26 protein-coding genes and 6 tRNA genes are annotated in these 22,425 nt (G+C 47.0%); 9 read left to right on the top strand and 23 right to left on the bottom strand.

Features of this window, described 5'->3' with window-relative positions; all coding sequences use genetic code 11:
• Together ACNFN4_RS00160 and ACNFN4_RS00155 are read left to right on the top strand one after the other, a co-directional pair.
• A complete protein-coding gene (locus ACNFN4_RS00160) occupies positions 1–783 on the top strand; it encodes an ABC transporter ATP-binding protein (protein WP_003152246.1) in 783 nt (260 codons plus the stop codon).
• Positions 758–1,570: an ABC transporter permease gene (locus ACNFN4_RS00155; protein ID WP_022553652.1), complete on the top strand. Its 813-nt coding sequence runs from the start codon at positions 758–760 to the stop codon at positions 1,568–1,570. Before ACNFN4_RS00160 ends, ACNFN4_RS00155 begins: the two co-directional genes overlap by 26 nt.
• A 35-nt stretch (positions 1,571–1,605) precedes the next feature.
• Here the strand turns inward: ACNFN4_RS00155 and ytkD are convergent, their stop codons facing one another.
• The 3 genes from ytkD to ACNFN4_RS00140 all read right to left on the bottom strand — a co-directional run bounded on the left by ytkD (position 1,606) and on the right by ACNFN4_RS00140 (position 3,212).
• Positions 1,606–2,085, bottom strand: coding sequence for an RNA deprotection pyrophosphohydrolase (ytkD, locus tag ACNFN4_RS00150; protein WP_003152244.1), 480 nt, complete (start codon positions 2,083–2,085; stop codon positions 1,606–1,608).
• Positions 2,086–2,217: 132 nt separating this feature from the next.
• Positions 2,218–2,622 carry a phage holin family protein gene (locus tag ACNFN4_RS00145; protein ID WP_007408834.1) on the bottom strand — a complete coding sequence of 135 codons (405 nt, stop codon included), beginning with the start codon at positions 2,620–2,622 and terminating at the stop codon, positions 2,218–2,220.
• Positions 2,623–2,774: 152 nt separating this feature from the next.
• Positions 2,775–3,212, bottom strand: a complete 438-nt coding sequence (locus ACNFN4_RS00140; RefSeq protein WP_007408835.1) for a Dps family protein — start codon at positions 3,210–3,212, stop codon at positions 2,775–2,777.
• A 124-nt stretch (positions 3,213–3,336) separates the two neighbouring features.
• Between ACNFN4_RS00140 and ytzI the strand changes: the two genes are divergently transcribed.
• On the top strand, positions 3,337–3,486 hold the full coding sequence (gene ytzI / locus ACNFN4_RS00135; protein WP_014418700.1) for a YtzI protein: 150 nt from the start codon (positions 3,337–3,339) through the stop codon (positions 3,484–3,486).
• Here the strand turns inward: ytzI and ACNFN4_RS00130 are convergent.
• Both ACNFN4_RS00130 and ACNFN4_RS00125 read right to left on the bottom strand, forming a co-directional pair.
• Positions 3,483–3,926, bottom strand: coding sequence for a FixH family protein (locus ACNFN4_RS00130; protein WP_014418701.1), 444 nt, complete (start codon positions 3,924–3,926; stop codon positions 3,483–3,485). The genes ytzI and ACNFN4_RS00130 overlap by 4 nt on opposite strands.
• 114 nt (positions 3,927–4,040) lie before the next feature.
• Positions 4,041–4,514 carry an S-ribosylhomocysteine lyase gene (locus tag ACNFN4_RS00125; RefSeq protein WP_003152237.1) on the bottom strand — a complete coding sequence of 158 codons (474 nt, stop codon included), beginning with the start codon at positions 4,512–4,514 and terminating at the stop codon, positions 4,041–4,043.
• Between the two features lie 124 nt (positions 4,515–4,638).
• Between ACNFN4_RS00125 and yidD the strand changes: the two genes are divergently transcribed.
• Positions 4,639–4,866 (top strand): membrane protein insertion efficiency factor YidD, encoded by a 228-nt coding sequence (gene yidD, locus ACNFN4_RS00120; RefSeq protein ID WP_007408838.1) that lies wholly within the window; start codon positions 4,639–4,641, stop codon positions 4,864–4,866.
• Here the strand turns inward: yidD and ACNFN4_RS00115 are convergent.
• Both ACNFN4_RS00115 and ACNFN4_RS00110 read right to left on the bottom strand, forming a co-directional pair.
• Positions 4,863–5,432 carry a beta-class carbonic anhydrase gene (locus tag ACNFN4_RS00115; RefSeq protein ID WP_003152233.1) on the bottom strand — a complete coding sequence of 190 codons (570 nt, stop codon included), beginning with the start codon at positions 5,430–5,432 and terminating at the stop codon, positions 4,863–4,865. The genes yidD and ACNFN4_RS00115 overlap by 4 nt on opposite strands.
• A 118-nt stretch (positions 5,433–5,550) precedes the next feature.
• A complete protein-coding gene (locus tag ACNFN4_RS00110) occupies positions 5,551–5,799 on the bottom strand; it encodes a type B 50S ribosomal protein L31 (RefSeq protein WP_003152229.1) in 249 nt (82 codons plus the stop codon).
• 197 nt (positions 5,800–5,996) lie between these two features.
• Between ACNFN4_RS00110 and ACNFN4_RS00105 the strand changes: the two genes are divergently transcribed.
• Genes ACNFN4_RS00105 through ACNFN4_RS00095 form a run of 3 tightly spaced genes read left to right on the top strand, consistent with a single transcriptional unit; the run spans position 5,997 to position 8,607 of the window.
• Entirely contained in the window at positions 5,997–7,328 is a 1,332-nt protein-coding gene (locus ACNFN4_RS00105; protein WP_025649757.1) for a cytochrome ubiquinol oxidase subunit I, read from the top strand.
• A 22-nt stretch (positions 7,329–7,350) separates the two neighbouring features.
• Positions 7,351–8,391 carry a cytochrome d ubiquinol oxidase subunit II gene (locus tag ACNFN4_RS00100; RefSeq protein WP_021494497.1) on the top strand — a complete coding sequence of 347 codons (1,041 nt, stop codon included), beginning with the start codon at positions 7,351–7,353 and terminating at the stop codon, positions 8,389–8,391.
• 57 nt (positions 8,392–8,448) lie between these two features.
• Entirely contained in the window at positions 8,449–8,607 is a 159-nt protein-coding gene (locus ACNFN4_RS00095; protein ID WP_007408842.1) for a DUF1540 domain-containing protein, read from the top strand.
• 15 nt (positions 8,608–8,622) lie between these two features.
• On the opposite strand, the gene ACNFN4_RS00090 is transcribed toward ACNFN4_RS00095, so the two are convergent.
• The 10 genes from ACNFN4_RS00090 to ACNFN4_RS00045 form a co-directional block, all read right to left on the bottom strand.
• Positions 8,623–9,504: a metal ABC transporter permease gene (locus tag ACNFN4_RS00090; protein ID WP_017418424.1), complete on the bottom strand. Its 882-nt coding sequence runs from the start codon at positions 9,502–9,504 to the stop codon at positions 8,623–8,625.
• Entirely contained in the window at positions 9,494–10,780 is a 1,287-nt protein-coding gene (locus tag ACNFN4_RS00085; RefSeq protein WP_022553655.1) for a metal ABC transporter permease, read from the bottom strand. The genes ACNFN4_RS00090 and ACNFN4_RS00085 overlap by 11 nt, the downstream gene beginning before the upstream one ends.
• Positions 10,780–11,532, bottom strand: a complete 753-nt coding sequence (locus ACNFN4_RS00080; RefSeq protein ID WP_014418707.1) for a metal ABC transporter ATP-binding protein — start codon at positions 11,530–11,532, stop codon at positions 10,780–10,782. Before ACNFN4_RS00080 ends, ACNFN4_RS00085 begins: the two co-directional genes overlap by 1 nt.
• A gap of 20 nt (positions 11,533–11,552) precedes the next feature.
• Positions 11,553–12,470, bottom strand: coding sequence for a metal ABC transporter solute-binding protein, Zn/Mn family (locus ACNFN4_RS00075; protein WP_022553656.1), 918 nt, complete (start codon positions 12,468–12,470; stop codon positions 11,553–11,555).
• A 269-nt stretch (positions 12,471–12,739) separates the two neighbouring features.
• Positions 12,740–13,855: an o-succinylbenzoate synthase gene (gene menC, locus ACNFN4_RS00070; RefSeq protein ID WP_448199927.1), complete on the bottom strand. Its 1,116-nt coding sequence runs from the start codon at positions 13,853–13,855 to the stop codon at positions 12,740–12,742.
• Positions 13,852–15,315, bottom strand: a complete 1,464-nt coding sequence (locus tag ACNFN4_RS00065; RefSeq protein WP_448199926.1) for an o-succinylbenzoate--CoA ligase — start codon at positions 15,313–15,315, stop codon at positions 13,852–13,854. Before ACNFN4_RS00065 ends, menC begins: the two co-directional genes overlap by 4 nt.
• Before the next feature lie 87 nt (positions 15,316–15,402).
• Positions 15,403–16,221 carry a 1,4-dihydroxy-2-naphthoyl-CoA synthase gene (gene menB / locus ACNFN4_RS00060; protein ID WP_003152221.1) on the bottom strand — a complete coding sequence of 273 codons (819 nt, stop codon included), beginning with the start codon at positions 16,219–16,221 and terminating at the stop codon, positions 15,403–15,405.
• 58 nt (positions 16,222–16,279) lie between these two features.
• Positions 16,280–17,104, bottom strand: coding sequence for a 2-succinyl-6-hydroxy-2,4-cyclohexadiene-1-carboxylate synthase (gene menH / locus ACNFN4_RS00055; protein WP_448199925.1), 825 nt, complete (start codon positions 17,102–17,104; stop codon positions 16,280–16,282).
• The gene (gene menD, locus ACNFN4_RS00050) at positions 17,092–18,828 is read right to left on the bottom strand and encodes a 2-succinyl-5-enolpyruvyl-6-hydroxy-3-cyclohexene-1-carboxylic-acid synthase (RefSeq protein WP_448199924.1); all 1,737 of its coding nucleotides are present in this window, start codon (positions 18,826–18,828) and stop codon (positions 17,092–17,094) included. Before menD ends, menH begins: the two co-directional genes overlap by 13 nt.
• A complete protein-coding gene (locus ACNFN4_RS00045; RefSeq protein WP_021494501.1) occupies positions 18,825–20,240 on the bottom strand; it encodes an isochorismate synthase in 1,416 nt (471 codons plus the stop codon). Before ACNFN4_RS00045 ends, menD begins: the two co-directional genes overlap by 4 nt.
• 282 nt (positions 20,241–20,522) lie before the next feature.
• Between ACNFN4_RS00045 and ACNFN4_RS00040 the strand changes: the two genes are divergently transcribed.
• Entirely contained in the window at positions 20,523–21,242 is a 720-nt protein-coding gene (locus ACNFN4_RS00040) for a TraR/DksA C4-type zinc finger protein (RefSeq protein WP_007613312.1), read from the top strand.
• A 156-nt stretch (positions 21,243–21,398) separates the two neighbouring features.
• A complete protein-coding gene (locus tag ACNFN4_RS00035) occupies positions 21,399–21,869 on the top strand; it encodes a TspO/MBR family protein (protein ID WP_072177718.1) in 471 nt (156 codons plus the stop codon).
• A 35-nt stretch (positions 21,870–21,904) separates the two neighbouring features.
• Here the strand turns inward: ACNFN4_RS00035 and ACNFN4_RS00030 are convergent.
• The 6 genes from ACNFN4_RS00030 to ACNFN4_RS00005 all read right to left on the bottom strand — a co-directional run bounded on the left by ACNFN4_RS00030 (position 21,905) and on the right by ACNFN4_RS00005 (position 22,408).
• Positions 21,905–21,976 (bottom strand) — tRNA-Glu (locus ACNFN4_RS00030).
• Positions 21,977–21,979: 3 nt separating this feature from the next.
• Positions 21,980–22,070, bottom strand: a tRNA-Ser gene (locus ACNFN4_RS00025).
• Positions 22,071–22,073: 3 nt separating this feature from the next.
• Positions 22,074–22,148: transfer RNA gene (locus tag ACNFN4_RS00020), tRNA-Asn, on the bottom strand.
• Between the two features lie 10 nt (positions 22,149–22,158).
• Positions 22,159–22,235, bottom strand: a tRNA-Ile gene (locus ACNFN4_RS00015).
• Positions 22,236–22,250: 15 nt separating this feature from the next.
• A tRNA-Gly gene (locus ACNFN4_RS00010) sits at positions 22,251–22,324 on the bottom strand.
• A gap of 8 nt (positions 22,325–22,332) precedes the next feature.
• A tRNA-His gene (locus ACNFN4_RS00005) sits at positions 22,333–22,408 on the bottom strand.
• Positions 22,409–22,425: the final 17 nt, after the last annotated feature.

Below are 22,425 nucleotides of genomic sequence, written 5' to 3'. Positions count from 1 at the left end.
ATGTCTTTTTTACATGTGGATCATGTAACACATACTTATTTCTCGCTGAAAGAAAAGACAACCGCCGTGAAAGATATACATTTTCAGATTGAAAAAGGGGATTTCATCTCCTTTCTCGGGCCGAGCGGATGCGGAAAAACAACACTCCTGTCCATTCTGGCCGGCCTTATCACCCCTGCGCAAGGCCGGGTGCTGATTGAAGGAAGCGTGCCGAACCATAAAGAACACCAAATCGGTTATATGCTTCAACAGGATTATTTATTTCCTTGGAAATCAATTGAGGAAAACGTGCTGCTCGGTTTACACATTTCAAAAACATTAACAGAAGAAAAAAGAGCTGAAGTTCTCAGCCTTCTGCCTAAGCTCGGATTAATCGGCGTTGAAAAGAAATACCCGAAAGAGCTCTCAGGCGGGATGCGGCAGCGGGCGGCACTTGCCAGAACTCTTGCGCCGGACCCGGGCCTGCTGCTCCTTGATGAACCGTTTTCCGCGCTGGACTTTCAAACGAAGCTTTCTTTAGAAAACCTTGTCTTCAGAACATTAAAGGATTTTCAAAAAACCGCCGTGCTCGTCACCCACGATATCGGTGAAGCCATCGCCATGAGCGATACGATCTATTTATTTTCGAATCAGCCGGGCACCATCCACCAAATATTCACCGTGCCTAAGGAGCTCGCGGCTTTAGATCCGTTTGACGCGCGTCAGGATCCGGCCTTTCAGCCGCTGTTTCAAACCATATGGAAGGAGCTGAATTCCCTTGAAAAACAGCAGCGGCACGATTGAACAGCTTCATCAGCAGTTTAAGAAAAGACACCAAAAAGAAAAGTTCCGGATCCGTGCGTATCAGGCCGCCATTTTCATCGTATTTTTTGCCGGCTGGGAAATATCGAGCAGGGCGGGCTGGATCGATCCGTTAATCTTCAGCTCACCCTCCGCCGTTTGCAGGCTTTTAGTTGAAAAGATTGCGGACGGATCCCTTGCGGCGCACATCGGCGTTACCTTAGGCGAAACCGTTCTCGGCTTTTTGCTCGGCACGCTCCTCGGCACATGCCTCGCCGCTCTGTTATGGTGGTCAAACAGGCTCGCCCGGGTTTTAGACCCGTACCTCGTCATTTTAAACGCGATGCCGAAGGTCGCACTCGGACCGATTCTCATCGTGGCACTCGGACCGAATTTCACAAGCATTGTCGCCATGGGAGCAGTCATCAGTGTCATTATCACGACAATCGTCGTCTTTACGGCTTTTCAGGAAGTGGATGAAAACTATATTAAGGTGATGAAAACCTTCGGAGCGAAAAAAAGCATCATGTTTAAAGAAGTCATTCTGCCGGCGTGCGCCCCCGCGATTATTTCCGCGCTTAAAGTGAACGTCGGTTTATCCTGGGTCGGTGTCATCGTCGGCGAGTTTCTCGTTTCCGAAAAAGGTCTGGGCTACATGATCATTTACGGATTCCAGGTCTTCAATTTCACTCTTGTGTTCTTAAGCCTTCTGATCATCGCGATTTTTGCAACATTGATGTATCAGGGAGTCGAACTGTTAGAAAGAAAATGGACGAAAGGAAAAATATAAAAAAGACCCGTGCGTAAGCGCCGGGTCTTCGTTTTTTATGATTGAAATACGCCGTCCTCTTTCAGCTTTTTCAGACTGATCGGAAGCACCGAATCTTTCATAATGAAACTGAATTTTTTATTTCGGGGGAGATTCTCCGGCAGTTCGCTGAACAGCACCGGCCCCTTTGTTTCAAAATAGTCAGCCTGTTTTTCAAGCTTTTCAATATCGGCAAAATAAATATTCTTCACGATTACCTTTTCCCTGCCGAGAACTTTATACTGTCCGACGTACTTCAGATGTCTTACCGCGGCACCGGTTTCTTCTTTCACCTCGCGCAGGGCCGCTTCCTCCGCACATTCCATCGGCTCCACTTTTCCGCCCGGAAATTCAAACCCCCGGTCTTCATGCTCGGTCAAAAGCCACTTATCTCCATATCGGCATATGACCCATACGTGCTTCGGGCTGTCTGAAAAAGGCTGGTGTTCAAAGGAGAGCTGAACAGTGTTCTGATAATAGTCTTTAAACTCGTACATGTTTATCCCTCTAATCCGTTCCTTCATATCTTCCATACATCATACCACAGTTGCGTTTGTTCGGAAGCCCTTTATCAAAAATTCAGAGGAAAACCATCATACCCGCTAGTATAGCCTCCTTTGAAGCAAATGTTACGGTTTGCGCTTGAATTTATTTTTCAGGGTATCCAATAGGTCGACGAGCACCTGCGGAACCGGTATGCCCAGCGAGCTTGCCGTAATCACGATCTGAACCGATTCGTATAAGATATAAAACATGATAGCCAAATTACGGATGGCGCCTTCGGTATGAAGCAGCTGGTCAAAAAAATGGCAAACTGAGACTAATGCCAGGGTCACGATTTTTTTGACCAGCCGCGCAAAAAGCTTTCTTGCGCTCAGCTGCTGCAAAAGAGATTCTTTTAAGCTTGTACTGATAAACTCAATCGCCATGACCGATAGCAAAATCAGAAACGAATACTGAAAACCTCCGAAGAAAAACCCCGCTGCCGACACGATCACTGCAAAAAACGAAAAGATGCCAAAGTCTTTGCCCACTTGATCCAACATCCTTTCACAGAAACGGCCTTACATTATTCTATGAAAAGTGAATGGAACGGACTGGATTTTTCAGAAAAATGGACAACACCTCTCTTCGGCAGCCAAATAAAAGACCGAGTGCTTTATAGCCCCGGTCTTCCCTTGTTGATTTATCCTAAATACGCTTTCAGCATCCAGTTATGTTTCTCGATATTCTGGTGAATGGCAAGCAGCATATCACCGGTCGTTTCGTCTCCTACCTCATCTGCGAGGTCCATGCCGCTTTTCAGCTCTTCCGCAATGACAGTGAAATCATCATAAATGTTCTGTACCATTTGTTCTGCGCTCTCATTGCCTTCCGCTTCTTTTACAGACGCTGTCTTCAATGATTCCGTCATTGTGCCGATCGGCTTGCCGTTTAATGCCAGCAGACGTTCTGCCAGATCATCAATATATGTAGCCGTTTCGTTATACAGCTCCTCGAACTTTTCATGCAATGTGAAAAAGTCCTTCCCTTTGACGTACCAATGATAGTTATGTAATTTCACATACATGACCGTCCAGTTTGCAACTTGCTTATTGACTGCATCCAATAGTTTTTCTGACATGCCTATCTTCCTCCTTTGGTTTACTATTGATATACCCTATATATCGTGTGTTAAAACATAAATTTTTAGCCCTTGATTTTACGGATGGAAAATATGTTATGATTTGTTAAAAAGGAGGGATTTCATGCTGCTTCTTCTGAGCTTCGGCTTTCTTATCGTGCTCGCCGTGCTGCTTTTATCCATCTGGTCGACTGTAAGAGCTTATAATGTAAAACATACGATTGACCCGCCGGAGGACGCATCAAAAGGCTTAACGGATAAAAAAGATCCTTAATGATGATGCGTCTGTTCCTCATGGCCGGAGGAATCATCGGCAGCTTCAGCATCCCCGACACGCACTTTTACAGTCGGCATATTATGCTGCTGTTTTGCCGTTACGTGGGATTGAACGGTATAGACACCCTCTTCATCAAATTCAGTCCGCAGGTGATACGCCCCTTTTTCCTCCTTGGCCTTGCTTGTTTTGCTGCTGCCTTTTTTTCCTTCTTTCCATACTTCAAACATGACTTCATCCGCATCCGTGACACGCTTGCCGCCGTAAAAAACCTCCGCCTTGTATTCCGCTTTTTCATGCGGTGCTGCCGTTTCCGGTCCTGTAAGCTTGACCTCAAGCGCTTTAGGCTCCTCATCCGCGGAGGTTTTGTCCGAATTGCCCCCGCAGGAAGATAATAAAAATACCATACCGCACATACCTGCCAATACAGCCCGTTTCATCCCATCACTCCTTTATGTTTGCTTCTATTTTAGCAAACGCTTACACACAAGGTGTGACATTTTTTAGAAATATGTAAAAAAGCCTTTTTGCATGTCAGCAAAAAGGCCTGTTTTTTATCCGAACACTTTCAGCAAATCTTCTTTATCCTGTGACAGCCAGAAACGCATCAGGCGTTTCGCGCCTTCTAAATCATGAAGTTTCGCCTGACCGCACTGTTTTTCGTTGGCCGCCGGAATCTCCGTAATATCGATGGCTTCTTTCAGCGTAGCGTCAAGCAGGTCTACAATTTCTTCCGCTGTCGGCTCGCCGCTGACAACAAGATAATAGCCTGTCTGGCAGCCCATCGGTGAGATATCTATGATGTCGAAGTGATCGTATTTCTCAGAATGTGTGCGAATCGTAAACGCAAGCAAGTGCTCAAGCGTATGAATCGTATCCGGCTTCATCGCCTGTTTGTTCGGCTGGCAGAAGCGAATGTCAAACTTATTCACGACGCCGTCTGTTCCGACTTTATGCACTCCGCAATGTCTTACATACGGAGCCACAACCGCATTATGGTCAAGCTCAAAACTTTCTACTGAAGGCATAATGGCACTCCCTTTTTTTCAGAATATGCATCCATTATAACACAGTTTTCCGATAAGAATTGTGGCGGAAGCTTTTCAATCTGAAATTTTTTTTCTATACTAGCATCAGAAAGGTGGTTTTTTGATGAAAACCATAATGATTGCGTTCATCCGCGGATACCAGAAGTTCATCTCTCCGCTGACACCCCCGTCATGCCGCTTTTATCCGACGTGTTCACAGTACGGAATCGAAGCCGTCAAGACTCACGGCGCATTAAAAGGCGGATGGCTGACACTGAAGCGGATTTTAAAGTGCCACCCTTTTCATCCGGGCGGTGTTGATCCCGTACCGGACAAAAAACAAAAACATTAGTCCATATGCTGGTAGCCGTCGATCACCAGATCAAGTTTACCAGTTTCAGGATCAATCACCAGACCGTGCACCGGCACATTGTCAGGGAATAGCGGATGGTGTTTAATGACGTTTACGCTGTCTGTAACACTCGCTTCTACTGAATCAAAGCTTTTCAGCCATTGATCAAGATCAACTCCTGAGTGCTTCAGCATGTCAATCCGCTCTTTCGGAATACCGCGGTCGATAATTTTATCAAGCATATCCTCGCTGTTGATTTTGCTCATGCCGCAATCATGGTGGCCGATAACGCAGACTTCATCGGCGTTTAATTCGTATACGGCCACTAAAAGGCTGCGCATGATACTTCCGAACGGGTGGGCGACAAGCGCGCCGGCACTTTTAATAATTTTCACATCGCCGTTTCGCATGTTCATCGCATGCGGAAGCAATTCTACAAGACGCGTGTCCATACAGGACAAAATCGCCATCTTTTTATCCGGGAATTTAGATGTTTGGTATTTTTCATAATCTTTGTTTTTAGTGAACTGCTCATTAAATTGCATGATATCGTTTAGAAGACTCATCTTGGTGTTTCCCTTCTGCTTTTTTATTCACAATATAACATAAGACGGGTCAATTCGTCACTCCCCGCACGAGATGACAAAGTGCTCAATAAATAAGACAAACCCCATTGGGCTTGTCTTATTTCCCCATATTGTATTTTTTGTTGAACTGTTCGACTCTCCCGCCTTTTTCGTTGAATTTTTGGCGGCCTGTATAAAACGGATGCGTATCTGAGCTGACTTCTACTTTAATCAGCGGGTATGTTTTTCCGTCTTCCCACTCTGCCGTTTCCTCTGACGTTTTCGTTGAATGGCTTAAAAAGCGGTAGCCGCTGTTCACATCTTGAAAAATCACTTGATGGTTATCCGGATGAATATCTTTTTTCATGCTGATCTCCCTTTCACAAATCGTAATAATTACGTTTTATTCTAAACCTTAAATAACCGCTTGTCAATCATATATGCCCTGATCCCTTGGTTTCTAAACCCTGCACATATATGGAATCAGAAGAATAATCTAATCGCTTCAGCAAATAATATAACCACATTACATAAAACGGTAATTTAGAAAGGCGGTTTATGATCGTGGATGATTTAGTGTTAGCCAGAAGCCTGTTCGGGACAACCATGGGCTTTCATATTATTTTTGCGACGCTTGGTGTCGGCTTGCCTCTGATGATTTTAATGGCTGAATTGATTTATCAGAAAACAAAAGATCCGCATTATGCCATTATGGCGAAAAGGTGGACGAAGGCGCAGGCTGTTCTGCTCGGCGTGGCGATACCGACCGGAACGATCGCGGGTACACAGCTTGCCCTTTTGTGGCCCGGATTCATGGAAGTCATCGGCAGGGTGATGTCACTCCCGTTTCAGATTGAAATTTATGCTTTCTTTATCGAAGCGCTGTTTATGTCCATTTATGTCTACGCCGCTGACCGGCTGACTCCGGCGATGCGCATCATTGCCGTTATTTTCGTTTTGATCGGCGCCGCGGCATCCGCCGTCTTAATCACAAATGTTCACGCATTTGAAGGAACGCCGGCCGGCTTTAAAATTTTAAACGGCAAAATCACTGACGTCGAACCGTGGGCAGCGTTTTTTAATCCAAGCTTTTTCACCACCGCGGGCCATGTCGTACTGACGGCTTTCATGACCGGTGCATTTATCGTTGCGTCAGTTGCGGCTTATAAAATGCTGAGAACGAGAAAACAGGAGCAGGTATACCGCTTTCACCGAAAAGCGCTGCTGCTCGCCTTAACGATCGGCGGAATCTTTTCCATTCTTGCCTCTTTAAACGGTCACGAGTCAGCCCAGCTTCTTTACGAATACCAGCCTGAGAAGCTTGCGGGCGCAGAAGGGCTGTTTGAAACTAGATCACACGCTCCGCTTGCGATCGGGGGTTTTACTGACGCAAAAGAAGAAAAAGTAAAATGGGCGATAGAAGTACCGTGGGCTTTAAGCTTTTTGGCTGCAAACAGCTTTGATACCGTCGTCAAAGGATTGAACGCGTTTCCGAAAGACGAGTGGCCGCCTTTATTCATCCATACACTTTTTAACGGAATGGTCGGCATCGGGATGCTGCTCATTTTGTACTCAATCGTCGGCATCGTCTGGAGAAAAATTTTAAAGAAAGACAGCTTTCCGACTTGGCTTTTGATTTTATTTTTAACCGCAGGACCGCTTAGTCTGATCGGAATTGAATTCGGGTGGATATTCGCTTGTACGGGGCGGCAGCCATGGGTGATTTACCATCTCTTGAAAACGTCTGATGTCGTCACGACAACCGGTTCAATCGGTTTGCTGTTCATCCTGTTTACGGTCGTTTACGCCATTTTGGCAGCCGCAGTCATTTATGTGCTGCTTTATTATTTCCGCAAACATCCTGTTGAAGAGGATGTAAAAGCGGCGGAATCCTAACAATAGAAAGGGCTGAATTGAAATGGACATTACCATGGATGCTCTCATTGCGATATCAATCGTATGGGGCTTCGTGTTTATCTACGCGGTCATGGCAACGATGGACTTCGGAGCAGGCTTTTGGTCGATGATTTATTTAAATAGAGAACAAACAAAGGCGACAAACATCGCCAACCGTTATTTGTCCCCGACATGGGAAGTGACCAACGTCTTTATCGTCGCGATCGTTGTCGCCCTATTCAGCTTCTTTCCAGGGGCAACCTTCGTGCTGGGAACCGTTTTATTGATCCCGGGGAGTATTATTTTGCTGCTTTTGGCCATCCGCAGCGGCTTTCTCGTCTTCTCCAATACTGCGAAGGAAAGAAAAATCATGAGATATATCTCCGGAATTTCGGGCTTCATTATTCCCGCTGTTCTGATTTTGGTCCTTCCGGTCACACACGGAGGATTTATTGAGAAGACGGGCGGCGTGTATCACCTGAATTTGGAAAATGTCTTTACAAGCCTTAATGCGTATGCGTTTATCGGCTTTGCCATTTTAAGCACTTTATTTTTATCTTCACTGCTTCTGGCCGATTTTTCAAATGTTGCGGAAGAGGAGCATGCGTACCGCATCTACAGACGGAGCTCTTTACTAACAGGGCCGCTGTCGCTTCTGTTTGCCTTCTTCATTATGCTGACATTACGCTCTGAAGCCGGCTGGCTGTATACGGGGATGATGAAAGACAAGACATGGCTCATTCTGTCTGTCATTACATTTATCATTGCCGGCGTGGCTCTGTTTTTGCCGAATAAGCGCTTCGGCCGCAACCTCGGCAAACCGAGAATCGCCATGATCGCCATTGCGCTTCAATACTTTCTGGCAAGCTATGCATACGGACGGGCGCATCTTCCTTATATGATTTATCCGGATATTACGGTCATGTCAGGATTTACGGAGCCGGCAACCTTCAGGGCGCTGTTTATGACGTATATCGTCGCTTTCATCATTTTGTTTCCCGGGTTTTATTTCTTCTGGAAGCTCTTTATGAAAGACAGACGTTATATCCGCCAGGAGGAATAACAGAAATCAGGGCGGCTCATACTAATGGCGTACCTTTTATCTTGGAGGGGAGCCAGCATGGACCAAAAAATTCTGTGTGAAGTCAATAACTGTTCATATTGGGGCAGAGGAAACAAATGCACGGCCGACGCTATTTATGTGGTCAGCCATACAGGCGAAACCGCTGAAAAAAGTGAAGAAACGGATTGCAAAACCTTTAAACCGCATGATTTATAAAAGAAAAGAGCTGTTTTATACAGCTCTTTTTAATTTCCGCGCCGCAAGCCTTTTTGAAATCAGCCCTTGAGCCGGAGAAAACAGAAAGGCCAGCAGAAAAAACACGCCGGTCATCGCAGCCATCGCACCTGAAATTGACACGTTGAGCCATGTGGCGGCGCCATATCCCAATACGGCTGACAGCCCGCCGATACCCGCACTGATGAAAAGCATGGAAGAAAGGCGGTTTGTCAGTAAATAGGCGGCTGCAGGCGGTACAATCAGCATCGCAACGACTAAAACCGCTCCCACTGAATCAAAAGAAGCAACCGTCGTAAGCGACAGCATACCCATCTGCACATAATGAATGACCAGGACAGGAATGCCGATGGCTATCGCCATTTCCGGGTCAAAGGCGGCGATTTTAAATTCTTTATAGCAGCAGACAATCAGCAGCACATTGATGATAAGCACAGATAAAATCATCCAAAACGCTTTAGGGCCGATATCGAAGCCGAACAGCTGAGCTGTATTCCACGGAACGAAAGCAATTTCTCCCATAAGCGAATGTTCTATATCAAGATGTACATGTTTGCCGTATACAGACAGCAGAATGACGCCGATCGCAAACAAGGACGTAAAAACGACACCGATAGCCGCGTCAGACTGCACGCCTTTACTGTGCAGAAACTGTACGAAAAAAGCCGTCAGCAGCCCGGATGCCGCAGCTCCGATAAACATTGGAATTCCGTTAAGGGCTCCCGTCACAAGGAAAGCGCCGACAATTCCGAGCAGCACCGTGTGGCTGATCGCGTCAGCAAGCATCGCCATGTTTCTCAGCACAAGAAAAGTGCCGATTAACGCGCAGCTCACGCCGACTAAGATTCCCGTTGCGATAATCCACGCTTCATAACTCATTGTAAGCGCCTCCTTTCTCCTTTTGAAGTGATTCATTCGGCATTCGCCCGTGCAATCGTAAAAGCTGCAAAAGCTTTTCTTTCAGTTCTTTCGGCAGAAGATCCGGATGAAATTCGTCCCTGGCGGCCGTTTCTATACCGGCCAGTTCCGTTTCATGCATGAGGTAAACTTCATACATGCGCTGTGATAAGACAATTTCGTATCCCTTCGTCAGCCCTGCCTCCGTCATCCGCCATTGTTCGGCTCCGCTGCGCTTGAGGTATCCCTTTTTCTCCAGTTTCCTGATAGGGCGCTCCCATTCTTTTTTCAACATCTGCCCGGTGACTGAGGTTTCATTCGTTTGTTCACTCATCTCGTAAATAGCTGAGAGCGTTTGTTCAAAAGCGGTCTTTTTTCTCAGCCGGAAAAGTTTAACCGTCTTTGACACCAGTCCGCGATCCGGAGCGAATAATAGAGAAAACAGAAAAACGGAAGCCGCGCTTAAAATAATTAACGGCCCGGTCGCCATACCGTCCGTCGTCGTACTTAAAAGCGTTCCCGCCACACCGGATAACCCGCCGATTAATCCGGACAGCACGATCATGACCGTTAAACGCTCCGTCCAATACCTTGCGGCGATCGCCGGCGTAATAAGCATGGCCGCCATTAAGATGACACCGACCGTCTGCAGCCCGATCACAACCGCACAAACAATTAAAAAAACCAGCAGTCCGTTCAGAAACCTGACAAGCAGTCCTGCCCCTTTCGCAAATGCCATATCAAATGTGATCAATTTGAATTCCTTAAAAAAGACGGCGCACAATAAAAGCAGAACGGCAGAAATGACTCCGATGATGACAATGTCCTGTTTAACGAGTGACGCCGCCTGACCGAATAAAAAAGAATCAAGCCCGCTCTGGCTTCCGGAACCGAGTCTTTGAATATAGGTCAGAAGAATAATGCCGATCCCGAAAAACACGGACAATACGATGCCGATCGCAGAATCCTCCTTCGTTTTTGAATGCTCCGTGATGTTCTGGATGCACCAAGTTCCAGCAAGCCCCGCGGCAGCCGCTCCGATCAAGAAGAACAGCATCGTCTTTTCTCCGGCAATGAGAAACGCAAGACATACTCCGGGCAAAGCCGAATGAGCCATGGCGTCGCCGATCAGACTCTGCCTCCTGAGAAGCACAAAGCTTCCCAGCACGCCGCTTGCCATGCCGAGAAGCAAAGTTCCCGCCAACACCCATTGGGTATTCGGTTCCTGAAGCTGAAGCCATATATGATGCAGCGCCATCAGCCCGTTCCCCCTTCGGCCAGGAGGTGATCTTTCAAAAATGCAAGCCTTCCTCCGTACGTTTTTTGTAAATTTTCGATTGTAAACACGTGTTCAGTCGGTCCGAAAGCAATCTTTCTCATGTTCAGCAGCAGCATCCAATCGAAATACTCCTTTGCCGTCTGCAGGTCATGATGGACGACGAGCACGGTTTTTCCTTTTTGTTTTAATTCCGTCAACAGCGTGATAATCGCCCGCTCCGTAGCGGCGTCAACTCCCACAAACGGTTCATCCATAAAGTATATATCCGCATCCTGACATAAAGCCCGGGCCAGAAAAACCCGCTGCTGCTGGCCTCCTGAAAGCTGGCTGATCTGCCTTTTGGCATAATCAAGCATACCGACCTTATCCAAACAGGCTTCAGCAAAATCAATATCACGTTTTTTCGGACGCCTGCACCAGCCGATATGCCCATATCTTCCCATTAAAACGACATCCAGAGCGCTTGTCGGAAAATCCCAATCCACAGAACCGCGCTGCGGAACATAGCCGATCCTCTTCCGCTCCTTTTCTGATGATTTCCCATAAATAGAGACCGTTCCGGAGGCGCTTGGCGTTAATCCTAAAACAGCTTTTATCAACGTTGATTTTCCGGCTCCGTTCGGCCCGATAATCCCGATCAGTTTTCCTTCCGGCACCTGCATGGTGACGTTCTGCAGGACCGGTTTTTTGTGATAGGCTACCGTCACATTTTCAATGCTGACAGGATACACGTCATTCTCTCCCTTCCTGTTTATTTTAATGAGCTGACAATCGTATCTATGTTATGGACGAACATACCGGCGTACGTGCCCTCTTTTGTCCCCTTTTCGCCCATGGCATCTGAATACAGCCAGCCGCCGACCGAAACATCATGACCTTTTTCTTTGGCGCCCTCAACAACCGCGTTTATTGACTTTTTCGATACGCTGCTTTCCGTAAACACAGCTTTAATTTCCTTATCCGCAAGCAGACTGACAAGCTTTTGAACATCTTTCAGTCCGTAATCAGAGTCAGTGCTCAGCCCTTGAAGTCCTCTGACCTCAAATCCGTATTCCTTGCCAAAATACGCAAAGGCATCATGTGCTGTAACTAGTACACGGCTTTTTTCGGGAATTGTCCCGATCTTTTCTCTCGATTTTTTATCTAAAGATTTCAAATTCTCTTTATACTCTTGGGCGTTTTTTGTAAAGTCGTCTGCATATTCCGGTTTTGCTTTTTTTAATTGCGCTTCGATTTCGTCAACGGCATACAGCCATAACGGAATGCTGAACCATACATGCGGATCATACATATTCTCACCCGCTGGAATCAATTTCTCCTTCGGTATTGATTCAGCCACTGCTGCAGACGGTTTTTGCCGGCTGATTTTCGTTAACATATGCTCCATTTTCCCTTCTAAGTGAAGTCCGCTGTATAAAACAACATCCGCCTCCGTTAATTTTTTCGTATCTCCTTGTGATGCTTTATAAAGATGCGGGTCGACTCCAGGCCCCATCAGTGACGTCACTTCAACATGGTCTCCGCCGATATGTTCAGCGGCGTCAGCCACCTGAGAAGTGGTAGCCGTAATCGTAAGCTTTCCTTTTTGTCCGCCTGAAGATTCAGAGCTGCATGAAGACAATGCAAAACAAATCATCAGCACAGACGCCATTACACTGCTTCTTTTCATATCCGTCCCCTTTCCTTTGTCCCGTTCTCTTTTAAATGTGATGTTGATGTCAGTCTTATGACAATTCTTTATATTTAAGAACAAATGATTGATACAGGACAAAAAGTTTCCTTTGTGCAAAAATATCGCACGCACTCACGTTTGTCAAGTGTCCGCTCATTAAAAAAACCGGCTGATACAGCCGGTTCAAACGGGGGAAGGGGTGATGATGAACAGTTTCAATATAACAGCAGCATACAGGCAGCTCAACTCGCTGAAATGTCTTTTTATCAGTTGTTTGTCGTAAAAACGTCCATTTGGGTGACGTATTTTCTCATTATTTCCTGATTGACTTCGACACCCAGTCCGGGACCGTCCGGAACAGAGATGAACCCCTCTTCGATATGGATGTCGGGAGTGACAATATCCTCCTCCCAGTATCGGTCTGATGAGGAAATGTCACCCGGTATCGTAAATTGCGGCAGCGAAGCGAGCGCGACTGTCTGCGCTCTCGAAATGCCGGTTTCAAACATTCCGCCGCACCAAACCGGCATGTGATGCTCTCTGCATAAGTCATGTATTTTTAAAGCCTCTGTCAGGCCTCCTACACGCGCTGGTTTTATGTTAATGATTTTACAGCTCCCAAGCTCAATCGCCCGCCTCGCGTCATCATATGAGCAAATGCTTTCATCAAGGCATACCGCGGTTCTCAAGTGTTTCTGCAGGTGGCGGTGATCGACAATATCATCTGCCTGAAGCGGCTGTTCTATCATCATGAGCTGGAATTCATCCAACTCTTTCAGCCTGCTGATGTCTTTCAGTTCATATGCCGAGTTGGCATCCGCCATCAGCGGTACGTTCGGAAAACGGCTGCGGATGGCTCTGACCAGATCAACGTCATGGCCGGGCTGAATTTTTATTTTTATACGTTGATAACCTTCTTTTACGTATTGCTCAATTTCCCGAAGCATCTCATCAGCCGAAGCCAGACCCACCGCCACGCCGGCGGGCACTTTATCTCTTTTTCCCCCTAAGGCTTCTGCGAGAGATATCCCCTTTTTCTTGGCATATAGATCCCACACGGCTGATTCAAGCCCCGCTTTTGCCATGCGGTTTCCTTTGAAACGCGCGAGACTGTCAGGCACTTCTGACGGATGGAAAAACTCGCGGCCTACGATATTCGGGATGAAAAAATCTCTCAGCATATGCGCGCATGTCTGAATCGTTTCTTCTGTATACCACGGAGAAGAAAACGCCGATACCTCCCCCCAGCCGGTTCTCCCAGTTTCATCGATCGCTTCCACGATCAAAAATTTACGGTCCTGCAGCGTTTCAATACTTGTTTTAAACGGTTTTTTCAGCCTCATACTTACATGATAAAGGGTGATTTTTTCAATCTTAATCATGACAATTCTCCTTTACGAAGCTCATTCAGCCGATGCCTCATCAGTTTATTGGACGCATTCCGCGGGAGCCCGTCAACCTCGAAAAAAGCAGCCGGTATTTTATATTTTGCAAGCCGCTCACGGCAAAAGGCGGTCAGCTCCTCAGAACTGACAAAAGAAGTCAGCACGAGAAAAGCATGCGGCACTTTCCCCCACTTCGGATCTTCAGCTCCCGAAACACCGGCCTCCGCTACAGCCGGATGGGCAAGCAGCGCCGCTTCCACTTCTGCCGGGTAGATGTTCTCTCCGCCTGAAATAATGAGGTCCGACCGCCTGTCCAGCACGTATAAAAACCCTTCATCATCCAAATATCCAAGATCGCCCGTTTTAAACCATCCATTATGAAAAGCGGCCTGGTTTGCGTCATCACGATGGTAATACCCTTTCATTACATTCGGGCCTTTCACCGTAATTTCACCGTGTTCAAACGGCGCACAAAGGTTTCCGTCTTTTTCAATTCTAATTTCACATGAAAACAGCGGTTTACCGGCCGAGCCGAGCTTGTCCATACTGAATTCCGGAGAAAGCGTGACAATCTGTGAGCAGGTTTCAGTCAAGCCGTAAGATTGAAACACCGGAAATTGTTTCCTGCGGCATTCTTCAAGGAGCGGCAGCGGCGCCGGACCCCCGCCAAGCAGAATGCAGCGCAGTGATTCAGGACATTGTTCAGTTTCCGCAAGCAGGCCCGAAAGCATGGTCTGCACCGCTGAAATGATCGTGACCTGATGGGAGCTGATGCTGTCCAGCACATCAGTGACAGAAAATTTTTGATGAAGCACGACAGGCATACCGTAAATGACCGACTTAAACAGCGCAGACAGACCGCTGATATGAAACAGCGGCAGCGCAATAAGCCAGCGGTCCCGCTCCGTGACCCCCAGATTCAGCGCAGACGATACAGCGCTGGAATAATGATTACCGAAAGTCTGCTGCACCCCCTTCGGCCTTCCCGTTGTTCCTGACGTATACATAAGAGTCGCCGTATCATCAAGCGTTACATAAGCTTCCGGCTCCATGTCACCCGCCTCTTCAGCCTGCAGCTCGTCCACATCTGCGGTGGCGACTGCAGATTCATATTCTTCGCGGCAAAAACCGTCCTCCGTCAATAAAAGCTTTGCCTGTGAATCTTCGAGCTGAAATAACCGTTCCTGTTTTGAGAGCTTCGTATTCAACAGCACAGCTTCCGCCCCTAATAAGAAACAGGCGTGAACGGCATAAACCATTTCCGGTCTGTTAGAAAGCAAAATCGCAGCGCGGTCTCCTTTTTTAAGCGAGCAGTATTTGGACAGCCGCGCGGCCATTTGTTTAGAAGCATGATATAATTCTCTGAATGTCATCTGTTTGTTTTCAAATATGAGAGCGATTCTCTCTGGTGTCAGCTGAGCCCTTTGAATGAGCCAATTCGGCTGTTCTGTCAGCATGTTATCATCTCCGAGGTAAAAGTACTTTTTTTGAAAAGAAAACAGCTTGGACCAGAGCGGCTCAAGCTGTTTCGTAGTGTCATCTGATCACGGAAAACGAGGGAACTGACCGAAATCGGGACTGCGTTTCTCTTTAAAGGAATCGCGGCCTTCTTTCGCTTCGTCAGTCGTGTAATAAAGAAGCGTTGCATCTCCTGCAAATTGCTGAATTCCGGCGAGGCCGTCTGTATCTGCGTTAAATGCCGCTTTAAGGAAACGAAGGGCTGTAGGGCTTTTCTCAAGCATTTCTTCACACCATTTAATTGTTTCCTCTTCAAGTTTCTCTAATGGGACAACCGTATTGACAAGCCCCATGTCGAGCGCTTCCTGCGCATTGTATTGACGGCATAGGTACCAGATTTCACGGGCTTTCTTATGTCCGACGATACGCGCCAGGTAACCTGAGCCGTAACCTGCGTCAAAGCTTCCCACTTTCGGTCCGGTTTGGCCGAAAATCGCATTATCGGCCGCAATCGTTAAATCACAGACGATATGAAGCACATGGCCTCCGCCGATGGCATAGCCTGATACCATCGCTACGACCGGTTTAGGAATAACACGGATCAAACGCTGAAGATCAAGCACATTCAGACGCGGGATCTGATCATCTCCGACATATCCGCCGTGACCGCGGACTTTTTGGTCTCCGCCTGAACAGAATGCTTTATCTCCCGCTCCCGCAAGAACGATGACACCAATATTGGAATCATCACGCGCACAAGCAAACGCGTCAATCATTTCTGATACCGTCTTAGGAGTAAATGCGTTATGTACCTCCGGGCGGTTAATTGTTATTTTTGCAATACCGTTATACGTCTCGTACAGGATTTCATCGTACTGACGTTCACTTTTCCATTCTGCAGCCATTGATATGACCTCCTTCATTTTTGCCTGAGTCCGGCCGAAAAGCTATTTTCTTTATGCTTTACAAGCCGTATAAAAACTCACTTACTATCTTACCAAAAATTCGCGGCTGTTCCACATGTACCGTGTGCCCCGCCTGTTTGACAACCTCTATTTTACTTGATGGGAGCAGGTTATGCACCTTTTGATTAATAGCGCAAAACTTTTCATCCCATTCACCGCATATGAGCAGGACGGGCGCCTTGATGCGGTGTAATGCCTCCCACCAGGAAGGCTGTGAGCCCGTCCCCATTCCGAGCAGGCTGCCTGCAAGTCCGGACGGATTATTTTTCAGCCTGCCGGCACGGATGGATGCCTTTACGCTGTCCGGCAGAGAAAGCTGCGTGGCAAACAACGGAATGCTCTCCCAATAATCGACAAACGATGTTATACCTTCCCGCAATATAAAGTCAGCAAGCTTCCGGTCTGACTGAATCCGCTTTTTGCGTTCCTGAAGCGTGCTCAGGCCCGGGGTTGTACTTTCCAAAACTAGCGCTGACACCCGATGCGGAAATGCCTGTGCAAAGGAATACGCAAGTCTTCCCCCCATAGAATAACCAATAAGTTTCACTTTGTGAAGTTTTAATTGATCAAAAACGGCGGCAAGGTCCGCAACCTGCCGGCTCGCACTGTACCTTGCCGCTTGCACAGGCGCGTCTGTCTCCCCGTGACCCAGGCAGTCAATCATCACCATTCGTTCGCCGGGAAACATGCCGCGTAAAAACATCCATGATTCTTTGCTGCCCGTAAATCCATGCAGACAAACAATAGCTTCAGATGATTCGTGACCGCTATCAGCAACCCGATAGCACACGCCGTCGGCCGTTTTAACAGTTACAGTTTCCATTCTTTTTTCACTTCCCGCACTGCGGCCTGCAGCAGATCGCGATGGAATTGAACTCTTGATGTCCGATCTGTTTTCAGCTCGATTATATGAAGTCCGGGCTTGTCCGCCTGCGGCTGATACGCATCCTTAAATGCTTCCCATGTCTCAGGGCAAGTATACGTCCCGCCGTACAGTGCGGCGGCATGCCGGAAATCAAGGCCCGTCGGCGTACCGAACAGTTCTTCAAAATGAGTCTTATCAGATGCCTGCGGCAAAAACGAGAAAATCCCGCCGCCATCATTGTTTATTAAAATAACCGTAAGCGGAATTCCAAGTTTTTTAGCCGCTAACAGCCCGTTTAAATCATGGTAAAACGATAAATCTCCAATTACAAGCGTGACAGGAGCTTTTGTACCTTCACACAGTCCCATAGCCGAGGAGACAACCCCGTCAATGCCGTTAGCGCCGCGGTTGGCATAAACACGGAAGGAACGATCTTGTTTTTCAAAGAACGTATCCACGTCGCGAATCGGCATGCTGTTGCCGACAAAAATCGAACTGCCTTCAGGGACAAGATGCTGAAGCTGACGATATACATTTCCTTCAAAAGATAAATCATCCATGCTCGCGGCCTGTAAATGACTCCGGAACCGCTCATTGACAAACTGCCATTTCTCAAGCCATCCGGACGGCCGTTTTCCGGTTTCAGCTGAACGGACCGCTTCCAAAAACACAGACGGATGGCAATGAATCATATGCGCGCCGGCCTGGGTGGGATCTCTCCATCCTCCGTCTTCATCGACGATAAACTGCTCAATGGCAGGATCATCTCTGAGCCATAAAAAGAGCGGTTTGGAAACCGGCATCGGGCCGAAGCGGATCACAGCGTCCGGGCGCAGCGCCTCTTTTATTTCTTCATCTTTTAAAAACGAGTCATAAGCATCAATAATCAGCGTCTTATCATGCTCCCCGTTTCGGAGGTTTGAAAGCGGGTCAGCTAAAATCGGGAACTGAAGCATCTCGGCAAGCGCGATGATTTGCTGCTTTTCTGCTTCACCGTGAATTTCGCCGCAGACGATCATACCTTTTTCGGTACCCGCAAGACGCTCTGTAATATGATAGAGAGAATCTTGATCAGCTGACTGAATCCCTGTTGTGACTGAGACGTGCCGCCCCTTTCTCATTCTTTCAAAAGGTCCGGCTGATAAATCCGGCATCAAAGGCTCTCTGAGCGGCACATTGATATGGACTGGCCCCATCGGGCGCTTCCCGGCTTCACTTACGGCTCTGCCGGCCAATGTTCTGATATAGCTCAGCATTTGAGGATTTTCTTCAGGCAGAGCCGAGTCTGTGAAAAACTTAACAAAGTTACCGAACAGAAAATGCTGGTTAATCGCCTGAGGCGCCCCCACTTCCCTCAATTCATGAGGCCGATCAGCAGTCAGGACAATAAGAGGCACTCTTGAATAATGAGCTTCAATCACGGCCGGATAGAAGTTAGCCGCTGCCGTTCCTGACGTACAAATCAGCATAACCGGACGCTGGCGGGCTTTTGCAAGACCGAGCGCGAAAAAACCTGCGGATCGTTCATCAATCTGTATATGGACTTGAATATCCGGGTGGGCCGCCGCCAAAACCGCCAAGGGAGTTGACCTCGATCCCGGGCAAACAACCGCGGCGGTGACACCCGATAGAGCGAATTCATCAATAAAGCTTCCGATATAATGTGTAATCGGGTTTGTCAAAGCCTTTCACCTCCTAAAGCAGAGATCATCGGCTTTAGTTTAATTTGTGTTTCTTCATATTCTGATTGCGGATCTGAATCTTCAACAATGCCGCATCCTGCGAAAAGCCGCGCACTTTTGCCTTCAATCAGCCCTGATCGGATAGCCACGACAAATTCTCCGTTTTCCCTGCCGTCCATCCAGCCGATCGGAGCCGCGTACCATCCGCGTGTCATCGGTTCAATATCAGCGATAACTTCAACAGCTTTCTGCTGGGGAGCTCCGCCCAATGCCGGTGTGGGATGCAGCTTTTCAATTAAATCAAACAGCGAAGCGGACGTTTTAAGATGGCCTGTGATCGGTGTATATAGATGCTGAACACTTTTTGTTTTATATAATTGCGGACCTGCAGGCTTTTTCACATCGCTGCAGCTCGACAAGAAAGAATCGTGTATCATCTGAACCACAAAATCATGTTCCGCGAGATTTTTTTCGTCATGCAGCAATTCCTTGCCGAGACGGTCATCTTCTTGTTGATTTTCTCCGCGCTTAATTGAACCTGCCAGACAGGTGGACATGACGTCTTTGCCGGATTTTTTGATCAGCCGTTCCGGTGAAGCGCCGACAAAGCATTTATCTCCCTGCTCAATCGCAAAAACATAGCTTGTCGTTTGGTCCGTCAAAAGCTTACGGACAACGCTCTCTGCCGGAATAGGCCCATCATATGACAAAACGACTTCCCTTGCCAGCACGACTTTATCATATTGATTTGCTTTCATATCATTTGTTGCTGTTTTAATGGCTTCAAGCCAGTTTTCCACATCAAGTTCTTCCGCTTTTGTTAAAACAGGATATTCTTCATACTCGATTGAAGAAACTGAAAAAGCTTCCGAAAAAGATTTCAGACGTTTCAGCGTATCTTCTGCCTGATTACCGTCTGCTGCCCATTGATTGACGGTTAAATAATCACCATCTGCCGTCTTTGTCAGCATGAGTGAGGGGATAAAGAACAGCCCTTCTTCGAACCCGTTCCATTCGTCTCCTCTCTCTTCAGCGGGATTAAATGAAAAACCGCCGAATAAGACAGGGCCGACCGCGGTATGCGCCGCCTCTTCTTCTTCATGAATATGAAAAGCCATCTTTTTAAAGCGCTCCCATTGTTCAAAAACGTCGTGATAACGCTTTCCATTTTTTTCATTCGATTGGAACAGCGCTTCTGTGCCAAGACCGACTATTGTTAATTCACTACCGGGTTCTGACCAAAAAAATCGTTTGCCTTTATATTTTTTTGCTCCGTCTTTGAAAAATGATAGAGGGTCTAAAGACGCAATACGTCTTGAATAGCTCAATAAGACAGCATGGTTGACTTGTTTGGCTTTATGTAATGCATGATCTGCTTCCTCTCGGAACGTATGCTGCACCGTTGTCACCATGAGACATTCCTCCATAATCCGTTAAATGCTTTTAATACAATACACCTGTGATGACTTTGTGTCAAACACACAGATTTGAGCACGACAAAATGCCTGCATTTCTTATTATAAACCTTTTTGCGCAAATGAATAAAGAAACAAACTTGAATTTTCTTTCCCCACTCTCGGCAATCACTGTATCCTTTTACTTCCTCATGGGAAAATGACTATTTTTATCCACCATTTTTCTGCGAAAAAGCGTTCATACTAACAGTAAGCATCACATAGAAACGAGGGATTGATGTGCTTACAAACGAACAGATCACACACTTAAAAAAAGAATTGGAAGAAGCCAGACATGATATTTTAAGCCGCTTTAAAGAAAATGATCAATTTCAGTTAACTGATGAATTCCCGTATCAGTCATCCGGCGAATTGTCTTCCTATGACAATCATCCCGGCGATCAGGCGACCGAATTATACGAGCGGGAAAAAGACCTGGCTCTGCTCGACCATGAACGGGAGCACCTTCGCGACATTGATTACTCTCTGAAACAAATTGAAAACGGCACATACGGCACGTGTGAAGTCAGCGGCAAGGACATTCCTTATGACAGACTCGAAGCTCTGCCGACGGCTACGACATTGGCGGAATATTCCTCGCAGGATGCCGTTTCCAAAGACAGGCCGATTGAAGAGGAAACACCGTTCGGACAGTTTGAATTTGATGATGATGAATCAATCCGGGCGGCTTACGATAGTGAAGATGCTTATCAGGATGTTGAGGAATACGGAAACTCAGAAACGCCTCAGGATTTAGAGGATCCTCCGCTCAGCTATGGGGATATGACAATGAACTCAGAAGAAAACATCGGCTATGCTGAGGATTATGAAAACTTTATCGCGACAGATATTACCGGAAAAAACATTTCCGTGTATCCAAGCAAAGCACACGAAAAATATGAACAGGAACTGGACGAAGAAGGAATAATGACGACCTTTGGCGATCTTCATGCTGATTAAAACCCCGGCCTGCCGGGGTTTTTGAATACAAATAAATGGTTTGCTGCATTTTCACACTGAAAACCCATACACTTAATGGTGCATGAACCTTTTAAAAGGTTTAATCTTTCCAAAAAAGGGAACTAATGTATTGACATTGAATGGCGGAAGGAACAAATGAAAAAGAAGTATATCGGTGCGATTATTGTATTTATCATTACATATGTCTTGTTTTCTTTAGCGGGGGTTCTCTTTCCCATCGACCGGGAATGGTATGACGCGCTGCAAAAACCTGACTGGACGCCGAGCGGATCAGTGATCGGCATCATATGGGCGGTTTTGTTTGCGCTTATTTCGCTCTCAGCAGCCTTAATATACGCAAAGTTTTCATGTAAAGAATCCAAAGCTTTTTGGGTGATGCTTCTCATCAATTATATCGTGAATCAAGGATTCAGCTATTTTCAATTCACACAGAAAAGTTTGCTTGCTGCATCTATCGATTGCCTGCTTGTGGCGGTGACAACACTCATTCTGTTGCTCATTGCCGGTAAATACAGTAAAGCTTCAGCCTGGCTTCTGGTTCCTTATTTATTATGGAGCGCTTTTGCCACATACCTTTCTTTTACCATTTATGCTATGAACGCATAATAAAAAACCTTGCATAGTATGCAAGGTTTTTTTAATGACCCGTACGGGATTCGAACCCGTGTTACCGCCGTGAAAGGGCGGTGTCTTAACCGCTTGACCAACGGGCCTTATGGCGGAGAAGGAGGGATTTGAACCCTCGCGCCGCTTACACGACCTACACCCTTAGCAGGGGCGCCTCTTCAGCCACTTGAGTACTTCTCCGTATGGCTCCACAGGCAGGATTCGAACCTGCGACCGATCGGTTAACAGCCGATAGCTCTACCACTGAGCTACTGTGGAAAAATCATCATGGTGGGCCTGAGTGGACTCGAACCACCGACCTCACGCTTATCAGGCGTGCGCTCTAACCAGCTGAGCTACAGGCCCATGACAATATAAAAATGGAGCGGGTGATGGGAATCGAACCCACGACATCAGCTTGGAAGGCTGAGGTTTTACCACTAAACTACACCCGCATGTTGTTTGGGGCGATTGATGGGAATCGAACCCACGAGTGCCAGAGCCACAATCTGGTGCGTTAACCACTTCGCCACAACCGCCAAAACAATATTAAATT

The sequence above is a fragment of the Bacillus sp. N1(2025) genome (assembly GCF_053470005.1).
Note: the sequence above shows the minus strand (reverse complement) of the source record. Positions and strands in the feature narration are given on the sequence as shown.